We start from the raw sequence: 13,777 nt of genomic DNA, 5'->3' as shown, positions 1-13,777 counted from the left end.
TCCCCCTGCGACGCACCTCGCAATGCAACCAGCATCCCGGCTGCGCCACCCTCTACCTGGACAGCAGTGCAGCCAGCGAAGACCTGTTCGACACCGGCCGCCGCCGGCTGGAGTTGGCGATCGGAACGCTGAGCGTCCTCGACCTGCTCGACGAAACCGAAGAACCTGGTGAAAGCATCTGCCGCATCACCGGCTCCCTGCTGTTGCTGTTCGAGGCGGAATACGCACGCAGACACCGATAACCGACGGAGGCGGTAAATGGCCAAGGTTGGGCAGGACTGGGGCTGGAGAGGAGGGGACGGGCCAAGCTCTGTGCTATGCCGGCCTGTATGGGCGAGTAATTTCGACACTTTTTCGACACACGGAATGAGGCTGCCTCGCGGGTCCTGGTTCGTCCGTCTGGCGCCGGATCGTCTTCAGGACTCCGTGCGTTCTGTCCGTTGTCGGGAAGCGGTCTCTTTAAGTAGGATTCCTTTGATGGAATATTCCCTGGGGGTTATATTTTGTGGCGTGGGATATCGAGTACACCGACGAGTTCGGTGATTGGTGGGGTTCTCTGTCCGAGGATGAGCAGGAGTCGCTAGCTGTGACGGTTCGCTTGCTTGAGGAGCGGGGGCCATCCTTGGGGCACCCCCACAGCAGCGGCATCAATGGCTCCCGCCATGGCCATATGAGAGAGCTACGGACTCAACACGGCGGGCGACCTTTCCGAACGCTTTACGCGTTTGACCCCAGACGCTCCGCGATACTGCTGATCGGTGGCGACAAGACTGGCGATGATCGTTGGTACGAATTGAACGTGCCCATTGCCGACCGCCTCTATGACGAACACTTGCACCAGCTCCGTGAGGAGGGACTGATCGATGGCTAAGAAATTCTCCGACCTTCGGGCGCAAATGTCGCCTGAGGCACAGGCCCGCGTCGAGGCCAAGGCCCAGGAACTGTTGGCTGAAATGCCCCTGAATGAGTTGCGCCAGGCTAGAGGTTTGTCGCAGAAGATGCTGTCTGAAGTGCTGCAGGTGCAGCAGCCGGCAATTGCCAAGATGGAGCGGCGTACGGATATGTACATTTCCACCTTGCGCAGCCACATCGAAGCCATGGGCGGCCAGCTGGAAGTGATTGCACGCTTCCCGGATGGTGCGGTGAAAATCAGCAACTTCGCGGATATCGAAGAGGCAGGCGCCTAAGGAAGCTCCGAACAAGTCAGTCACACGCAACCGATTGGCGACCTGACTCCTTTTTCAGCCCAGCCTTCGGGGGCTGATTCACCCGAAGCCAGGCTTTTGCCCTGGTTTCTGTGTTTTACACGCGTACCTCTCCTGCGCCGGCCAGCAAGTGCCGACGGGCCATCCATAGGTTCGACAGGGCGAACAGCGTCACCAGTTGCGCGGTGTTCTTGGTCAGTCCCCCGAAGCGCACCTGCAAGGCCTGTTCGGCTACGCCTGCGAGGCTTACAAGCTTCTCGCCCGTGATGCCGTGTATGACCCGTTCTGGTCGCTGATCATGCAGGACGTGAAGGTCCAGGTCGAAGCCGACCCGCTGATCGAACGCGTCGAATACCGCCGCTACCACAAGACGACCATGGGCTTCTCCGGCAAGAACTGCGAGATGTTCCTGGGCCAGTTCATCTGCCTGATCGCACGGGAGCGCATCCCCGCAAAAAAGGCGATTGAGTCCGCCCACCGACTGGAGTTCTGGCACGTCATCGAAGACCACTATCTGGCCAAGGGTTGGACTCGCCGCGAGCTGGAGCAGTACATCAAGCACCTGATTTCCGACCGCTACCTCAGGCGAGGCTATGCCGTCTGATGAGCATCACCAAGCTCCCGGACGGCCTCTGGTTCGTTGACGTCGAACCGATCAAGGACAAGCGCTTCCGCAAGCGGTTCAAGACCAAGGGCGAGGCCCAGCGCTTCGAAGCCACGGTGCGGCAGAAGTGCACAGAGAACCCGGCGTGGAGCATCAAACCCAAGGATCGCCGAAGGCTCTCCGAGCTGGTGCAAGTCTGGTATGACCTGCACGGCCATTCACTGCGCGACGCGCCTTGACGACTCTCCAAGCTGTTGCAATTGGCTGCCCGATAGGGTGACCCGGTAGCGACGGCCCTGGATGCATCCTCTTACGCGAGCTTGCGGCGGAAGCGGCTGGAGGAGGGGATATCCGGGAAGACCCTGAGCAACGAACTGGGATACATCCGCGCGGTGTTCAACGAGCTGAAGGACTTGAAGCAGATCGACTACGATAACCCGCTGGCCGGGGTGAAGCTGCTCAAGCTGCAGGAGCGGGAACTGTCGTGGCTGACGATCGAGCAGATCGGCGAGCTTCTCGACTCCATCCGCAACCGGTGCGACAACCCACATACCGAGCTGGTGACGCTGCTCTGCCTGGCTACCGGTGCTCGATGGTCCGAGGCGGAAAAGCTCCCCGTGCAACGGCTCTAGGGCAACGTTGTGACCTACGCCGGAACCAAGTCAGGGAAGGTACGCCACGTACCGATTCCACAAGAACTAGCTGAGCGGGTGAGGGCGCAATGGCGGATGCATGGTCCGTTCACGTCCTGCATCACATCTTTCCGCCGCGCCTTAGAACGAACCACGATTCAGCTTCCGCAAGGGCAGGCCAGCCATGCTCTCCGGCACACTTTCGCGAGCCACTTCATGATGAATGGCGGCAATATCCTCACGCTTCAAAAAATCCTAGGTCATTCCACCCTCACAATGACCATGCGATACGCGCATCTGTCGCCTGACCATTTGTTGGATGCTGTGAGACTAGGCCCGCTAGGGTGGTTGGATGTGTCACGTCCTTGTGACGGTTTATCTCACTGATCCTTGAGGTAGCTTTGGTAGAGATCTTCTTCCTCCGCTTGATGGTCACGATCTACGTCGCTTTCACCAGCAAGGATTTCCAGCCCTATTTCATCGTGAAAGATCCATTTCTCGTCACGGCGCAGCAGCGTCAGTTGTACGTCCAAATAGAACTTGCTGCCGTGGTACATACGATCTTCGTCCGGCGTGCCGGAGTAGGTCAGTGACCCGATCAGCGTCAGAGTCCCATTCGCCTCATCGTAGGTTGCTTGCTCGATATCAAGATCTTCGAACGAGAAGTCATAGGCGTTGGTGTCGGCTATTGCGCTGCTCAGCGCTTCTTCCAGAAGCATGTCCAGGGCATCGGGCAGGTCATCTTCCCAGATTGCTTGGTCTAGCTCGGTAGTGCCGAAAGCCGCAAGTGCAATGCGGGGGTCTAACGTCGATTGGCCAGCGACCACGGTCAGTTCGTGGAAGTTGTTGAACTTGAACTGCTGAGCCAGCTGGTTGTGGGCGGAGGAAAGCGGAATGCTGTTCGCATCCGCAAAGGCCTTAGCCTTGCGTTTGATCAGATTGAGAGCGCTGTATTTAGGCATGGCAAATGCTCCGGCGACGCGCATCGGAATGCAGTTGCTTGCTAACCGCTTGGCGCGTCTGGAGGAGATGCCAAGTCGAAAGGGAGAAAGAGATGGTGCTGAGCTTCGCCAGTGCAAGCGGCAGGTACCCATCAGTGCCTGCGACTACTATATACGCACTTTTGCGCACGTCTCAATCCCATGTCGACACTTTTTCGACGGCGAAGGCTGAGAATGAAAAAGCCCCTGAAATTCACTAGGAAAATCAGTGGCTTATCGTTTGCGTTTGGTGGAGCCGGGGGGATGGTCAACCGTGAGCCTGTTCCCCTCTGCAAGCAGCTAAATCCCTGCGCTTGAGGCCCTGCACCAGCTCTGCAGTGTCACACCCTGATGGGGCTGGTTGATGGTTCATAAAGAATTTACGTTGCGGTTTACAAAGTGGCAACGACAAGCGAGTCGGCCCCAGGGGCTGATGGCCTGTGATGTTGCCGGCCTGTATTTTTCAGTCGAGCGCATTGGGCGCTTGGTTTGGGACATCCTGAGCCGTGCGCGCTCACGACTTAACATAAGTGGCTCGGTGGTGCAGCTCGCGCAGTTTTCTACTAAGCTGCGGCCCACATAACCATGATTCTTGCGGAGTATCGGAACAAAGGATGGTTCTCGCTTATCAGAATGAAGTCGCTCAGATTGCGGCTGGTGTTGATCAATGCCCACCTGCATCAGCCGTGGGTGTGAATCGCGAGGCTTGGCGCTGGGTCGCAGGAAGCCCAAGTCGGGAATGCTTCCTGCCCCAGGCTGTTAAGAATCCGCCTCGCTTTCTCAGGGCAGCAGACTCCGAAGAGAAGTGCTCCTGTTGGGCCCTTTCTATGCATGCATCTTATGCCGGAAGCGTTACAGCATTTCAGCATCTGGAAAGTCACTTTAGGCGTGCGCGCAAGATATTTGGCGGGTATGTGGCGCGCGCAGATTTGACGCCACAGGATGGCCTATGTACGCCAGTGGATGAACGGCAACATTTTGATTTCCATCCATATGCTAGTTATGACTTTCTCCTCTCATTCTCTTTGGCTGGGGAGATACCATAATGTCTTTCTTGCGAGTGGATGGGCGAAGAATTGATGGTCGGAACATCCCGAAGCATACGTGGAATGCCGACTTAATAGACTTTGATGGCCCTCTCCTTAGTTTATTCAAAAGTGAAGAGGGGGATGATGTTCTCTATTCTTGGCTTGATTGTACGGCTTCGCGGAATCGGTGGTGTATGGTTCCAGTGGTGCGTGCAGATTTAAGGGGGTACTTAGATGGCCTATTTTCTTTGCGGGAATTATTTGAGCGTGCGGACTGGTTAACTGTTTTTGATATGGGGGCGTCTGCTAGAAGATCTGCCTTCGTCAAAACTACTTTTCAGCAACTTCCCGAAGAATATCAGCCGTCTGAGAATTCTTATCTGACTTTTGATATAGCAACGCCTGCTGCGCGGCAGTTAGCTTTTGATGTAACTGATGATTATTTTATTGGCTTGGATCGTGAGTTGTACATAGACGACCTTTCGTTAGTGCCCAAGCTATATCAGCAGCTATATTCATTTCACTATGGTCTTGAGCACTTAGGGCGAGAGGCGGTCAGAGGTACTCTTGCGAGGGTAATGGCGAAATGGACTGGCGGCTTTAGCGCTGTTAATATTTTTAGTGGATTGAAGTCAGTTATACCATCGATTCATCGACCTTGGGTGGCTGAGCTGAGATTTAACTCGCCCGGGCACATAAGGTTAAATATGTTGCCGCGAATGGCGGCTCAGATTGAGCGTGCGGCTGTTAGAATTTGCGATGATGATGTTTTTAATGATTTAGAGTTGTTCTATAGAAGGGTCTATCGCTACTTTTCAGAAAATAATCTTGGCGGCTTCGAAGATGAAAGGCGTCAGGTAGATATTTTCCTAACTGATGGCGTTGTTCAGCAGCTTGTAAGCTTTGTTGATCAGTTCTTTTCCGTCATGCTTTGGGAGCAGTATAGAGAGGAATTCAATGCTATAGAAGCAAATGCATTGCAACAGATTAGAGTGCTTTTGGCTTACTATCGACGGTTAAGGAAGTTAAGGCCGTACATGGTAAGTGGTCAGGTCACTCTTGGGCGGTCTCGCTTAGCCCCTTCTAGTTAAATAATTATTAGTTTTAAACCCCTGCTTGTCAGGGTTTTTTTTGGGGCGGGGATTCTTTGAGTCTGAGGGCGTTTGTTAATGCGTTGTAAGTAATGCGGCAGGTTCTAAGCTCAGGGCTTGTGCAATACGCTCGATATTGTAGATCGTCACGTTTTCTCCCCCCCTCTCTAACATCCCCACATAAGTACGATGCACACCTGCGGCCTCGGCTAGCTCTTCTTGCGAGAGGCCGAGCTCAAGGCGTCTCCTTCGCACGTTGGCAGCGAATATGGTGACAAGGATGCATTGCTGAGGCTTGACGGGCATCTGCCCACTGTCAGTCTATGCATACTATGATTCTACATACTATGATTAGCGTTCTGCGTTGGAGCGGCTGAAAAGCAGCGCTCGACGCATCACTGAGAAGCAACGGAAGTAGGAAGAGCATTGATGCGCGTGAGGTTGTTGTGGCTGGGGAGTATGGGAGGAATAGCGCTTGCCGGGTGTGCTGGTCAGCCGATAGAGCATCGGGAGCCCTATCAAGTCATCGTCGTAGATATGCCGGTCAGGCAGGCTTATGAAGGGATGAAGGCTCATCCGTACTGTGGCAACGGATGGCTTGTAGATGGTCAATACGATGCGTATGACGACAGTTTCGTCGTCAAGTATTCCTTCCCGGGCTTCTTTGGGGCATCGCTTCCATCTGACATAGTTCTCGGCACTAAGACTGAGGATGGCACTACGGAGTTACGGCTTGTTTCTCAAGAGAAATGGCAAACTCCAATATCAAAGAAATTTCTGAGCAGGCTTCAGTCTGGTGCTTGTGAGTAAGGCTGCGTAATGAAAATTGCAAGATATGTTTCTCTGCTGTTTTGGATTCTCTTTGCGAATTGGGTTATGTGGGCTGGGGGTACTACTGATTGGCTATGTCGAGAGAAAAGTTACTACGACCCTAAAAGCGAAGGGCTGAGCTTCGAGGGGAAGTATTGTCAGGACGGGGAATGGATGATCGCTAACACCTTTTCAGGGGAGCTTGTGGTCAAGTCTCTTCGGTTGCTGATTCCTGAGGGTAGCGGCCTAACGCCAGGGGTTTTCTTTCCTTACGTTTGGGTTGGCTTGTATTTGCTGTTGGTGCTTTTCGCCGTGATCTTCCGGCGCCGTCTATATGCGCTTTCAGAGGGATTGATATTGGCGATACATCGTAGGGTGTAAAGAAAGGGCCGCTTCATGCGGCCCTTTGTGTTTCTTCAATCAGAAGACTTTCATTGGCTCCGTTTAGCTGTATGTAGATTGTTCGGTTATCGGCTTCTGCTCTGAAGCTCTGTGACCAGCCCAAGCTAAAAATCTCCTCGGCATCGTAGTCGCTAATCAGCGTGCATGCCTCTTCGTAAGTAATGAGTTTATGCTGCATGTGTACCTCTCTGCTTTGTTGGCAGAGAAATGCTAGCAGTGAGTAGGTTTGCATGTAAGTCTGTTTCTATATCGCCGCGGATGATATATTTAACTCGTCCAAGCTCGTAATTAAGTCAGCGGTTAGTTACTTTGACTAATCCGCTGGCTCTTTTCATTCTGTCCCGTCCTCATGATCTTCATAGTCATCCGCTTCGTCGTATAGCGGGTCGTCTTCGTCGTACAGCTCGTCTTGCTCCGGCCCGTCTTCGTCGATCCTCAAGTCATCGCCCGAGAACGGTCTCTGATCGTCCGCGCTCGCTCCTGGGAGCCCGCTGAGCGTGACGTAAAGTGCAAGTGCTAGGTGATTAGCCTTCATCGCTGAAAAGCTCTCCTACGCTTTGGTAGAGCGTTCTGCCGCCATCTCTCGCTGAGTCGCTGGCGTAGTCCGGAATCGTCCGCATTCCCCGCGCCTTCTTGAGGATGTCGGCGGATATTTCGTGCTCCTTGGTGCAGTAACCGGTCCACCACCGTGGATTGCTGATTTCTGCGATGTGAACCGCAAGATTTCCAAAGCGTTGCCGGTATCCCACGGCAAGTGCCGACCTGAGTGCCAGCCTTACCTCCTCGATGCGGTCAGCCGAGATGCGCACAATCCCGTGTAGGTGAAGCGGGTGGTTCTCGGTGCTGGTGCTGTGTGCATACTCCAGATTGAAGGCAAGGTCAGTGCTGATCTCCAGTTTTGCTAGCGTTCGCTGGATGATCCCCGCAAGGTGGTTAGCTGGGCCTCGCTTCGCATCAAGCGCCTTTGTCGCTGTGCTGTGATCCAGGCGAATGGTCACGGCAACTGCGTCAGGTTGACGGGCCAGCCAGAGCAACCGGAAGAACTGTTTGATTTCTGCCGGCACACGCTTCGACCAGTCAGCCAGCTTGGCGGAGCCTTTTCCGGCGTATGACTGAGCCACTCGGTCGATGAAACTGATCCTGGCTTCAATCTGAGCTATCTGCTCATGGTCAAGGTCTGGGTCTAGTTCGCTAATAGCTAATAGCTAATAGCTAATAGCTGCTACACCCTGTTCGCGCATGCTTTGGAAATTCGCTAGAAGCCCCGCCTTATGGGCGTTTGGGAGTCGTATGGATGCGGTGCGTCGCTTACCGTTTTTTGCATCTACTCCCGATGGGGCAGTCGCTGGCTCAGCAGATTTTTTTGCAAGAGGGCGCTTTCTGCTTCCCGAGGCGGGGGAGGAAAAGCCTCCCCAGTCATTGGGCTTAGAAGCGTTTACTGGCAAAAAGCTTGGCTCGTACTCTTCGCTTGCGGCTGGCCCGGGGAACGATGGTGCTGACGGCCGGCGATACTTGGCCAGAAGCTCATCACACATCTCGTCTAGCTCACGATCCAGCTCCTCGGGGGTCTTATGGAGCCGCTCGGTCTCGACTTGGGGCGGGATGCTTATCTCGTCTGCGTGCTCTTTGAGGAGCAGCGAATGGCCGGTGTCGGGGTATAGCGTTGCTTCGAGTTCGTCAAAAAGCGCTTCGCGCTCTTCCTTGCTCAGTGTATGCCCTGTCTTCTGTTGCATTGCCCATGCTCGTTGTGGTCGCTCTTCCCTCTGCCCGATTTTCAATTTCGGGTCGTCCGCAGAAAGCGCTATGGGGTCGAGTCATCGTCGTTTTTCTAAGGGTTTGACAACCGGGCCTGTGGTGTCAGGTTCGGCCCGGTGTCGGGTCGGTGTCTCGCTACTCGTGCACCGGCTCTACTACCTCATCGTCCTCGGGGCTTCGCTCATTCAGTAGGGGATTGCCCGTGATGCGTTCTGCTGCCTCCCTGCGTTGCTGCTCTCGCATTACCCGAACGTCCTCATCGGTCATGATCCGAATACGTAGCTCGGAAAGCTGCTCAACGTGGGTAGCCTCTGCCAGCCTTTCAAGGGGAAGGGCGCGACGGCTGACCTTCTGCGTAAGGTCGAGGGCCGTTGCCGCTGCTACGGTCGTGCGCATCATCTGATAGGGCGTGCTGGTGCTGGGGTCGAGCGCTTCGAGCGTTTCCACCGTCTTTTCCCTGATCATCCGGGCAAGGGCGATGTCCTCTAGGGCGAGCGCTGCGGCTTGCCCTTGCACCGTTTCCAAATCAAAGGCTGCGTTGAGCATGTTCTGTCGGGCTTGCTCAATGAGGGCTTCGGTTGCAGCGCCAGCAACAGCGCCCCGCCGTTTGAGTATCCGCTTGGTGGTCGAAAGGGATAGGTCGAGTTGGGCTGCTATTGCCGGGCACGAATAACCAGCTTCGCGCAGTATCACAGCCTGAGCCTCGATGTCTGGCTTTGTCTTGCGGCTCATGGCTGGTCAGTCCTCGATGATGCGGAGCGCTTTCGGGAGGCCAGCCAGGGCGTTTAGCTCGTTCGAGAGTTCGTGCCAGTTGTTGCGCACGTTGTAGAGCGGGGCGCGGGACAGCATCACGATGTTCTTGAGCTGTACCGGGGCGATGTCATGAATGGTTTGGCCCTGTCTGGACAAGGCTTCAAGCGTGGCGTTGATGATGTTCTGCCGAGTTCTGGCGCGTTGGGCGCATCCGGCAGCAGGTTGATTCTTGCAGGGACGATTGGATTTGATGCCGTGAGTACGGCAGAAGTGGTAAGCGGCGTCTTTTGTCCAACGTGAACCGTCGGAGCGAGGGGCGAAGTTATTGAGGTGGTCAGCTAGGCGGGAATAACTGCCGTTATCGGATTGCATGAACTTGCGGGCAGCTTCTACTAGGTTGTGCATTTGTTACTCCTAAGTAACGGTGTATGAATTCGGCTCTTCGATAGGGTTACCTCGCATGTTTTTGGTTGATGGCGCTGATCAAAAAGTTCAGCGCCAAAATTTTATCGTGTGTTGTGTTTAGTGTCTAGCTGGCCGGTTGACTTGGCGAGGCTTCTATGTGTAAGGATTTCTTAGCCCGCGATACTGTTTGAGTTGAGCAGTTCAAGAGGTCTGCAATCTTGCGGATAGACTTGCCTTCGGCCAGTAGTTCATGGATGCGGCGATGTTTCTCTTGATCGACGGGGCGACCTTTATACATGCCGTTAGCTTTGGCTTTTTCCCTTCCCTCGGCAGTTCGGCGCTTTCTGTCTTCGTAGTCTTTTCGAGCCACTGCGGCCAGCATATCGAGCAGCATGTCATTGATAGCTGCAAGCACGCGTCCGGTGAAGGCATCGGCTTTCGACGGTGTCAGTAGCTGGTGAGAGGTCGGAAGGTCTAGCGCAACCACGGTCACACCCTTCGAGTTGATCAATCCCCGGAGTTTCTTCCAGTCAGTATCGGTGAGGCGGGAGAGTCGGTCTACTTGCTCCGTAAGTAGGATGTCGCCCGGGCGGCAATCGTTGAGCAGCCGAAACAGTTCCGGTCGCTCCAACTTTGTGCCGGACTCGTTCTCTTCGTAGAAGTTGGCGATGGTGACGCCATGCTCCTCAGCAAAGCTTTCAAGAGATGCCCTAGCTCGGCTGGCATCTTGGTCGATGGTAGAGGCTCGAAGGTAGGCACGGACAAACATCGATTGCATCCCGTTGTGTTGATTTGGTGTTGTGATAATGGGGCGTGTCCGTTTGAACGGTCAAGCGTGCTTTATCACTACGTTTTGGGATGCTTTGGTAGGGCTTTTCCCTGTCTCCGTTTGGGCATACCTTCTCACTACGTAAATGCGAACTGCTGGGGGAGATATGGGAATTGCCAAAAGGATGTGGGAAGAAGAGATGGATCGTGGGTATTCCACAGTAGACGGTGCTTACGTCTGTGCCAGGTGCTTTGGTGATGAGGGGCTAAAGGAGTTTATTCGACAGAACAGCCAGCCCGGAAAGTGCTCTTACTGTGAGAGGCGTCGCAGGGTCTGCTCTTTGAATCAAGTTATAGAGCACATTATGAATAGTGTGAGGCTTGAATGGGGGCACCCGGCTAATGAAGGCCTGCCATATGAAACTAGGGAAGGGGGGTGGCAGGTTGCTGATGTATATGATACGTGGGAGCTTTTGGAGGAGTTGGATATTCAATGTGGTTCCGATGAATTGTTTGGCGATATTTCAGGCGCAATTCATGATTCGGAGTGGTGCGAAGTGGAGCCTTATTCTTTGCCGTTAGATAGAACTCTTGTGTATGGCTGGGAGAGTTTTTGTAATTTTATTATTCATACTGCCAGGTTTGTTTTTTTTAAGGCAGAAAATGCTGCGTATGATCGTCATCAGCATGATGAAATGAATCCGGTAGATATTCTTGAGGCAATTGGAGGTATCTGTGATCGTCTGGATTTGGTTGGCTCGCTTGCCGTCACGGAGAAAATTTACAGGGTTAGGGTTGTCGATCCAGATGCTACCTTGAGCAAGGCAAAAGAGCTCGGTTCTCCGCCTGATAATTTAGCTAATATGCCTAATAGAATGAGTCCTGTTGGTATATCAATGTTCTATGGTGCGTTTAGTATTGATACCGCTATCAGGGAGACTTTTGATCCATCAATTAGTGTGGATAAAAAAGCTGTTTGTGGGGAGTTTTCTCCGGTAAGGGAGTTGGTGGTAGTTGATCTCTCGGATTCTTTTTATGTGCCAAGTTTGTTTGATCCGGATAAGCAGGAGCTAAGGTCATACTATAAGTTTATGTGCGACTTTATTTCTGATTTCTCTAAGCCTATAGAGCGCGGAGAAAGAGCGCATGCTGACTATGTTCCTACTCAGGTAGTTACAGAGTTCTTTCGGCATATATATCGAAGCAGGGAGGGGGCTAGCATTGACGGGGTGATTTATCCGAGTTCCAAGACCGGTGAACGGGCTATAGTGATTTTTGCAGACTCCGCTGCATGTGTTGATGCTGGTGAGGAAAAGCAGCGCGGAGCTCTGCTCAAGTTAAATAATGTAATTGAAGTCGACCTTCAAGAGTACATAGCTAAGAAGGTCGATGATTCAGATGATGAGGTTTTTGGTGGCTTGTTAAGATGAAGTTGCCTTAAACAATGCGGGGGCGTCTGCGTCGATGGCTATTAATGCTTTTGACCAGAACGTCTCCGAAACTATCAACAAAATCTACCTTATAACTTGTTAGTCGTCGGATGGCATCGGGCATCGGAAGTAAATTCAGTGCTTCCAGCTTGTGCCGAATTGTAGCGCCGCCATCGTAATGTATTCCTCCCATATCCTGAGCAACTCGCCCAGCGATTGCGTCTGTTACGGTTTTGTCTATTGCAGTGTTTAGCTGCTTTTCTGCTACATGGCCTGCGATGGAGTCAATGATGTGCTGTTCTGCATTGAGCTTTCCGTCGCGTCTGGCGTTTCGCAAGTTGGTTTCTAGCGTATGGCGGAACGAGTAGAGGCTTTTGCCGTCATGAGCTTTGTGAACCCCTATTGCGACTAAATAGCCTTTTGGCCCTTCGTTGAAGAACTTGCCTGCGCTTTTAGCCCATCCTTCTTTGTTATGGTCAACTTCTTCGCTGCGTGGTGGTAGATAGGCGAGACCATCTCCAAAGAGCTTTTTCTGCCGGTCTTTTTTCTGGCTCTCAACATAGTCAAGAAAACCCAGCTCAATCAGGCGTGGATGAATTGGAACCTGTCGAGCTTCCTTTGTCTTGACTCGTTTGGCCTCAAAGCTTTTGGGTCGTCCGGACAGAAGTCGAAGCAGGGATGTCCGTCAATTGTTCGAATGTCGGCGGTGTCGAGCTGAGCTATTTCGTTTGTCCTGGCGCCAGTGAAGTAGGCGACCAATGGAAGCCAGAACCAAAAAGGATAAGCTTTGGTTCTGTCACTCGGCAGAGCACCTTGGTAGATGTATCCGGAGAAAATTGCTTCAACATCGGCTGACGAAAATGGCACACCATCATGACTGCGTTTCGTTACCCGTTTTTGTACTGGCTTGATTAGCAGGTCATCTGGCCGGATTGTAGTTAGATCAAGGAAGCGGGCGTGCTCTTGGATTTGCTTCATCGAGCCGATAAGGGCGCTTACTCGTTCGTGCCCGGTCATCTGTTCTGGGTCGTCAGTTAGAAACTCGCTGAGCGGTGTCGGTGGGTCAATTGATGCTTTGGCGCCGGCCTTCATTTTCCGAGCTGCGTCGTATGCTGCCTGCCAGTCGCTTTTCTTAAGCTGGCATACAGGCTGATGTTTGGTCAGCACGGTCATTACGCGGGCTCGCCGCTCGCGCTCCTCCAGTGTCCCGCCATGTTTGGCTTGGCCGCCCCTTGCAGAGGTATCGGCTCTGTCACGCTCAAGCTGATGCTGCCATACCTGATATAGCGTCCAGCTAGACATTGCGGGGTCAATGCTTGCTGCTGGTGCCACGCTGGTGGTCGTAGGGGCGAGGTTGCGGAGTGCTAGCTCATCTCTGAGCTTTGGTAGAACGGCCCGCAGCTCTGTCGTTTGGTAGGGGTGAGCAAGTTCAATTAGCTGTTGCGCAGTCTGCTCAAGTTTGGCCGGGATCGGGCGGCCATAGGCTCCAGTTAGCAGGCGCTCTACTTCCCTGCGGCGCTGGCGAGCCTCGATTTCCTTCTCGGAAAGAATTGGCTCGGCTGATTGGTTTTCGTCCTGCGGACTGGAGAAATCCGGCGTCGGCTTTGTATCGGGGAGGAGCTCCATCAGCTCCTTGTAATCGGCCTCGGTCAGGCCGAGTTCATCACGCTCAACCATGTTCACTACCTTGTCAAAGATGGCTTCGTAACGTGCGACGTATTGCCGGGCACGCTTACGCGCCAGCCTTTCGCTGTCTGTTTTCAGGGTGCGTCTGACTTCTCGCTGGCCATGGAGCAAGGCTCGCAATAGTCGTGGAATCACGATGCGGAAGTAGAAGGTTCCGTGTCGGTTGCGTGTGAGGTAGGAGGGGGAGGGTTTCATGGTGGGCACCGAAGCGATGCCCCACATTAGTGT

At 53.5% G+C, this 13,777-nt stretch carries 15 protein-coding genes and 3 pseudogenes; 7 read left to right on the top strand and 11 right to left on the bottom strand.

The annotated features are described in order from the left end of the window. The 3 genes from HMPREF2716_RS09350 to HMPREF2716_RS09340 form a co-directional block, all read left to right on the top strand. Positions 1–242 (top strand): hypothetical protein (locus tag HMPREF2716_RS09350; RefSeq protein ID WP_256548110.1); only part of this gene is annotated, 242 nt, incomplete at its 5' end. A 263-nt stretch (positions 243–505) separates the two neighbouring features. Beyond that, the gene (locus HMPREF2716_RS09345) at positions 506–871 is read left to right on the top strand and encodes a type II toxin-antitoxin system RelE/ParE family toxin (protein ID WP_003111825.1); all 366 of its coding nucleotides are present in this window, start codon (positions 506–508) and stop codon (positions 869–871) included. Then, entirely contained in the window at positions 864–1,187 is a 324-nt protein-coding gene (locus tag HMPREF2716_RS09340) for an XRE family transcriptional regulator (RefSeq protein ID WP_003111824.1), read from the top strand. The genes HMPREF2716_RS09345 and HMPREF2716_RS09340 overlap by 8 nt, the downstream gene beginning before the upstream one ends. Before the next feature lie 115 nt (positions 1,188–1,302). On the opposite strand, the pseudogene HMPREF2716_RS29385 reads toward HMPREF2716_RS09340, so the two are convergent. Continuing rightward, positions 1,303–1,422 (bottom strand): annotated as a pseudogene (locus HMPREF2716_RS29385) (IS5/IS1182 family transposase); the annotation flags it as partial. Here HMPREF2716_RS29385 and HMPREF2716_RS09330 point away from each other — a divergent pair. After that, a pseudogene (locus HMPREF2716_RS09330) lies at positions 1,417–1,809 on the top strand (hypothetical protein); the annotation flags it as partial. The pseudogenes HMPREF2716_RS29385 and HMPREF2716_RS09330 overlap by 6 nt on opposite strands. Then, positions 1,809–2,828, top strand: a pseudogene (locus HMPREF2716_RS29810) (tyrosine-type recombinase/integrase). The pseudogenes HMPREF2716_RS09330 and HMPREF2716_RS29810, both read left to right, overlap by 1 nt. Here the strand turns inward: HMPREF2716_RS29810 and HMPREF2716_RS09320 are convergent. After that, positions 2,822–3,403, bottom strand: coding sequence for a hypothetical protein (locus HMPREF2716_RS09320; protein WP_031801119.1), 582 nt, complete (start codon positions 3,401–3,403; stop codon positions 2,822–2,824). The pseudogene HMPREF2716_RS29810 and the gene HMPREF2716_RS09320 sit on opposite strands and share 7 nt — an antisense overlap. Positions 3,404–4,643: 1,240 nt before the next feature. On the opposite strand from HMPREF2716_RS09320, the gene HMPREF2716_RS29380 reads away from it, so the two are divergent. Further along, positions 4,644–5,540, top strand: a complete 897-nt coding sequence (locus HMPREF2716_RS29380) for a hypothetical protein (protein WP_124987557.1) — start codon at positions 4,644–4,646, stop codon at positions 5,538–5,540. A gap of 75 nt (positions 5,541–5,615) precedes the next feature. Here HMPREF2716_RS29380 and HMPREF2716_RS28665 read toward each other — a convergent pair whose 3' ends face one another. The 8 genes from HMPREF2716_RS28665 to HMPREF2716_RS09285 form a co-directional block, all read right to left on the bottom strand. Then, the gene (locus HMPREF2716_RS28665; RefSeq protein ID WP_073650774.1) at positions 5,616–5,846 is read right to left on the bottom strand and encodes a helix-turn-helix domain-containing protein; all 231 of its coding nucleotides are present in this window, start codon (positions 5,844–5,846) and stop codon (positions 5,616–5,618) included. An 898-nt stretch (positions 5,847–6,744) separates the two neighbouring features. Beyond that, positions 6,745–6,930 carry a hypothetical protein gene (locus HMPREF2716_RS09305; RefSeq protein ID WP_023105510.1) on the bottom strand — a complete coding sequence of 62 codons (186 nt, stop codon included), beginning with the start codon at positions 6,928–6,930 and terminating at the stop codon, positions 6,745–6,747. A gap of 153 nt (positions 6,931–7,083) precedes the next feature. Further along, on the bottom strand, positions 7,084–7,287 hold the full coding sequence (locus HMPREF2716_RS09300) for a hypothetical protein (protein WP_023105509.1): 204 nt from the start codon (positions 7,285–7,287) through the stop codon (positions 7,084–7,086). Further along, positions 7,277–7,816, bottom strand: coding sequence for a hypothetical protein (locus tag HMPREF2716_RS28660; protein WP_124987556.1), 540 nt, complete (start codon positions 7,814–7,816; stop codon positions 7,277–7,279). Before HMPREF2716_RS28660 ends, HMPREF2716_RS09300 begins: the two co-directional genes overlap by 11 nt. 141 nt (positions 7,817–7,957) lie before the next feature. Continuing rightward, the gene (locus HMPREF2716_RS29375) at positions 7,958–8,485 is read right to left on the bottom strand and encodes a hypothetical protein (protein WP_124987555.1); all 528 of its coding nucleotides are present in this window, start codon (positions 8,483–8,485) and stop codon (positions 7,958–7,960) included. Between the two features lie 157 nt (positions 8,486–8,642). Then, on the bottom strand, positions 8,643–9,239 hold the full coding sequence (locus HMPREF2716_RS09290; protein ID WP_049877572.1) for a helix-turn-helix domain-containing protein: 597 nt from the start codon (positions 9,237–9,239) through the stop codon (positions 8,643–8,645). 6 nt (positions 9,240–9,245) lie between these two features. Beyond that, complete coding sequence (locus HMPREF2716_RS29370; RefSeq protein WP_023105507.1) at positions 9,246–9,665, bottom strand: hypothetical protein; 420 nt, start codon at positions 9,663–9,665, stop codon at positions 9,246–9,248. A gap of 124 nt (positions 9,666–9,789) precedes the next feature. Beyond that, complete coding sequence (locus HMPREF2716_RS09285; RefSeq protein WP_023105506.1) at positions 9,790–10,434, bottom strand: recombinase family protein; 645 nt, start codon at positions 10,432–10,434, stop codon at positions 9,790–9,792. 166 nt (positions 10,435–10,600) lie between these two features. On the opposite strand from HMPREF2716_RS09285, the gene HMPREF2716_RS28655 reads away from it, so the two are divergent. Next, positions 10,601–11,863 (top strand): HEPN-associated N-terminal domain-containing protein, encoded by a 1,263-nt coding sequence (locus HMPREF2716_RS28655; protein ID WP_073650775.1) that lies wholly within the window; start codon positions 10,601–10,603, stop codon positions 11,861–11,863. A gap of 582 nt (positions 11,864–12,445) precedes the next feature. On the opposite strand, the gene HMPREF2716_RS09280 is transcribed toward HMPREF2716_RS28655, so the two are convergent. Next, on the bottom strand, positions 12,446–13,744 hold the full coding sequence (locus tag HMPREF2716_RS09280; RefSeq protein ID WP_227377072.1) for a DUF6538 domain-containing protein: 1,299 nt from the start codon (positions 13,742–13,744) through the stop codon (positions 12,446–12,448). Positions 13,745–13,777 lie beyond the last annotated feature (33 nt).

Origin of the sequence: Pseudomonas sp. HMSC076A11 (assembly GCF_001810205.1) — a bacterium.
Classification (GTDB): domain Bacteria; phylum Pseudomonadota; class Gammaproteobacteria; order Pseudomonadales; family Pseudomonadaceae; genus Pseudomonas; species Pseudomonas aeruginosa.
The sequence above is the reverse complement of the archived record's forward strand: the minus strand, read 5'-3'. Positions and strand labels throughout refer to the sequence as shown.

Coding starts and splice junctions, on each gene's coding strand:
- HMPREF2716_RS09340 (WP_003111824.1), top strand. CDS start 864: ATGGCTAAGAAATTCTCCGACCTTCGGGCGCAAATGTCGCCTGAGGCA.
- HMPREF2716_RS09320 (WP_031801119.1), bottom strand. CDS start 3,403: ATGCCTAAATACAGCGCTCTCAATCTGATCAAACGCAAGGCTAAGGCC.
- HMPREF2716_RS29380 (WP_124987557.1), top strand. CDS start 4,644: ATGGTTCCAGTGGTGCGTGCAGATTTAAGGGGGTACTTAGATGGCCTA.
- HMPREF2716_RS28665 (WP_073650774.1), bottom strand. CDS start 5,846: ATGCCCGTCAAGCCTCAGCAATGCATCCTTGTCACCATATTCGCTGCC.
- HMPREF2716_RS09305 (WP_023105510.1), bottom strand. CDS start 6,930: ATGCAGCATAAACTCATTACTTACGAAGAGGCATGCACGCTGATTAGC.
- HMPREF2716_RS09300 (WP_023105509.1), bottom strand. CDS start 7,287: ATGAAGGCTAATCACCTAGCACTTGCACTTTACGTCACGCTCAGCGGG.
- HMPREF2716_RS29375 (WP_124987555.1), bottom strand. CDS start 8,485: ATGCAACAGAAGACAGGGCATACACTGAGCAAGGAAGAGCGCGAAGCG.
- HMPREF2716_RS09290 (WP_049877572.1), bottom strand. CDS start 9,239: ATGAGCCGCAAGACAAAGCCAGACATCGAGGCTCAGGCTGTGATACTG.
- HMPREF2716_RS29370 (WP_023105507.1), bottom strand. CDS start 9,665: ATGCACAACCTAGTAGAAGCTGCCCGCAAGTTCATGCAATCCGATAAC.
- HMPREF2716_RS09285 (WP_023105506.1), bottom strand. CDS start 10,434: ATGTTTGTCCGTGCCTACCTTCGAGCCTCTACCATCGACCAAGATGCC.
- HMPREF2716_RS28655 (WP_073650775.1), top strand. CDS start 10,601: ATGGGAATTGCCAAAAGGATGTGGGAAGAAGAGATGGATCGTGGGTAT.
- HMPREF2716_RS09280 (WP_227377072.1), bottom strand. CDS start 13,744: ATGAAACCCTCCCCCTCCTACCTCACACGCAACCGACACGGAACCTTC.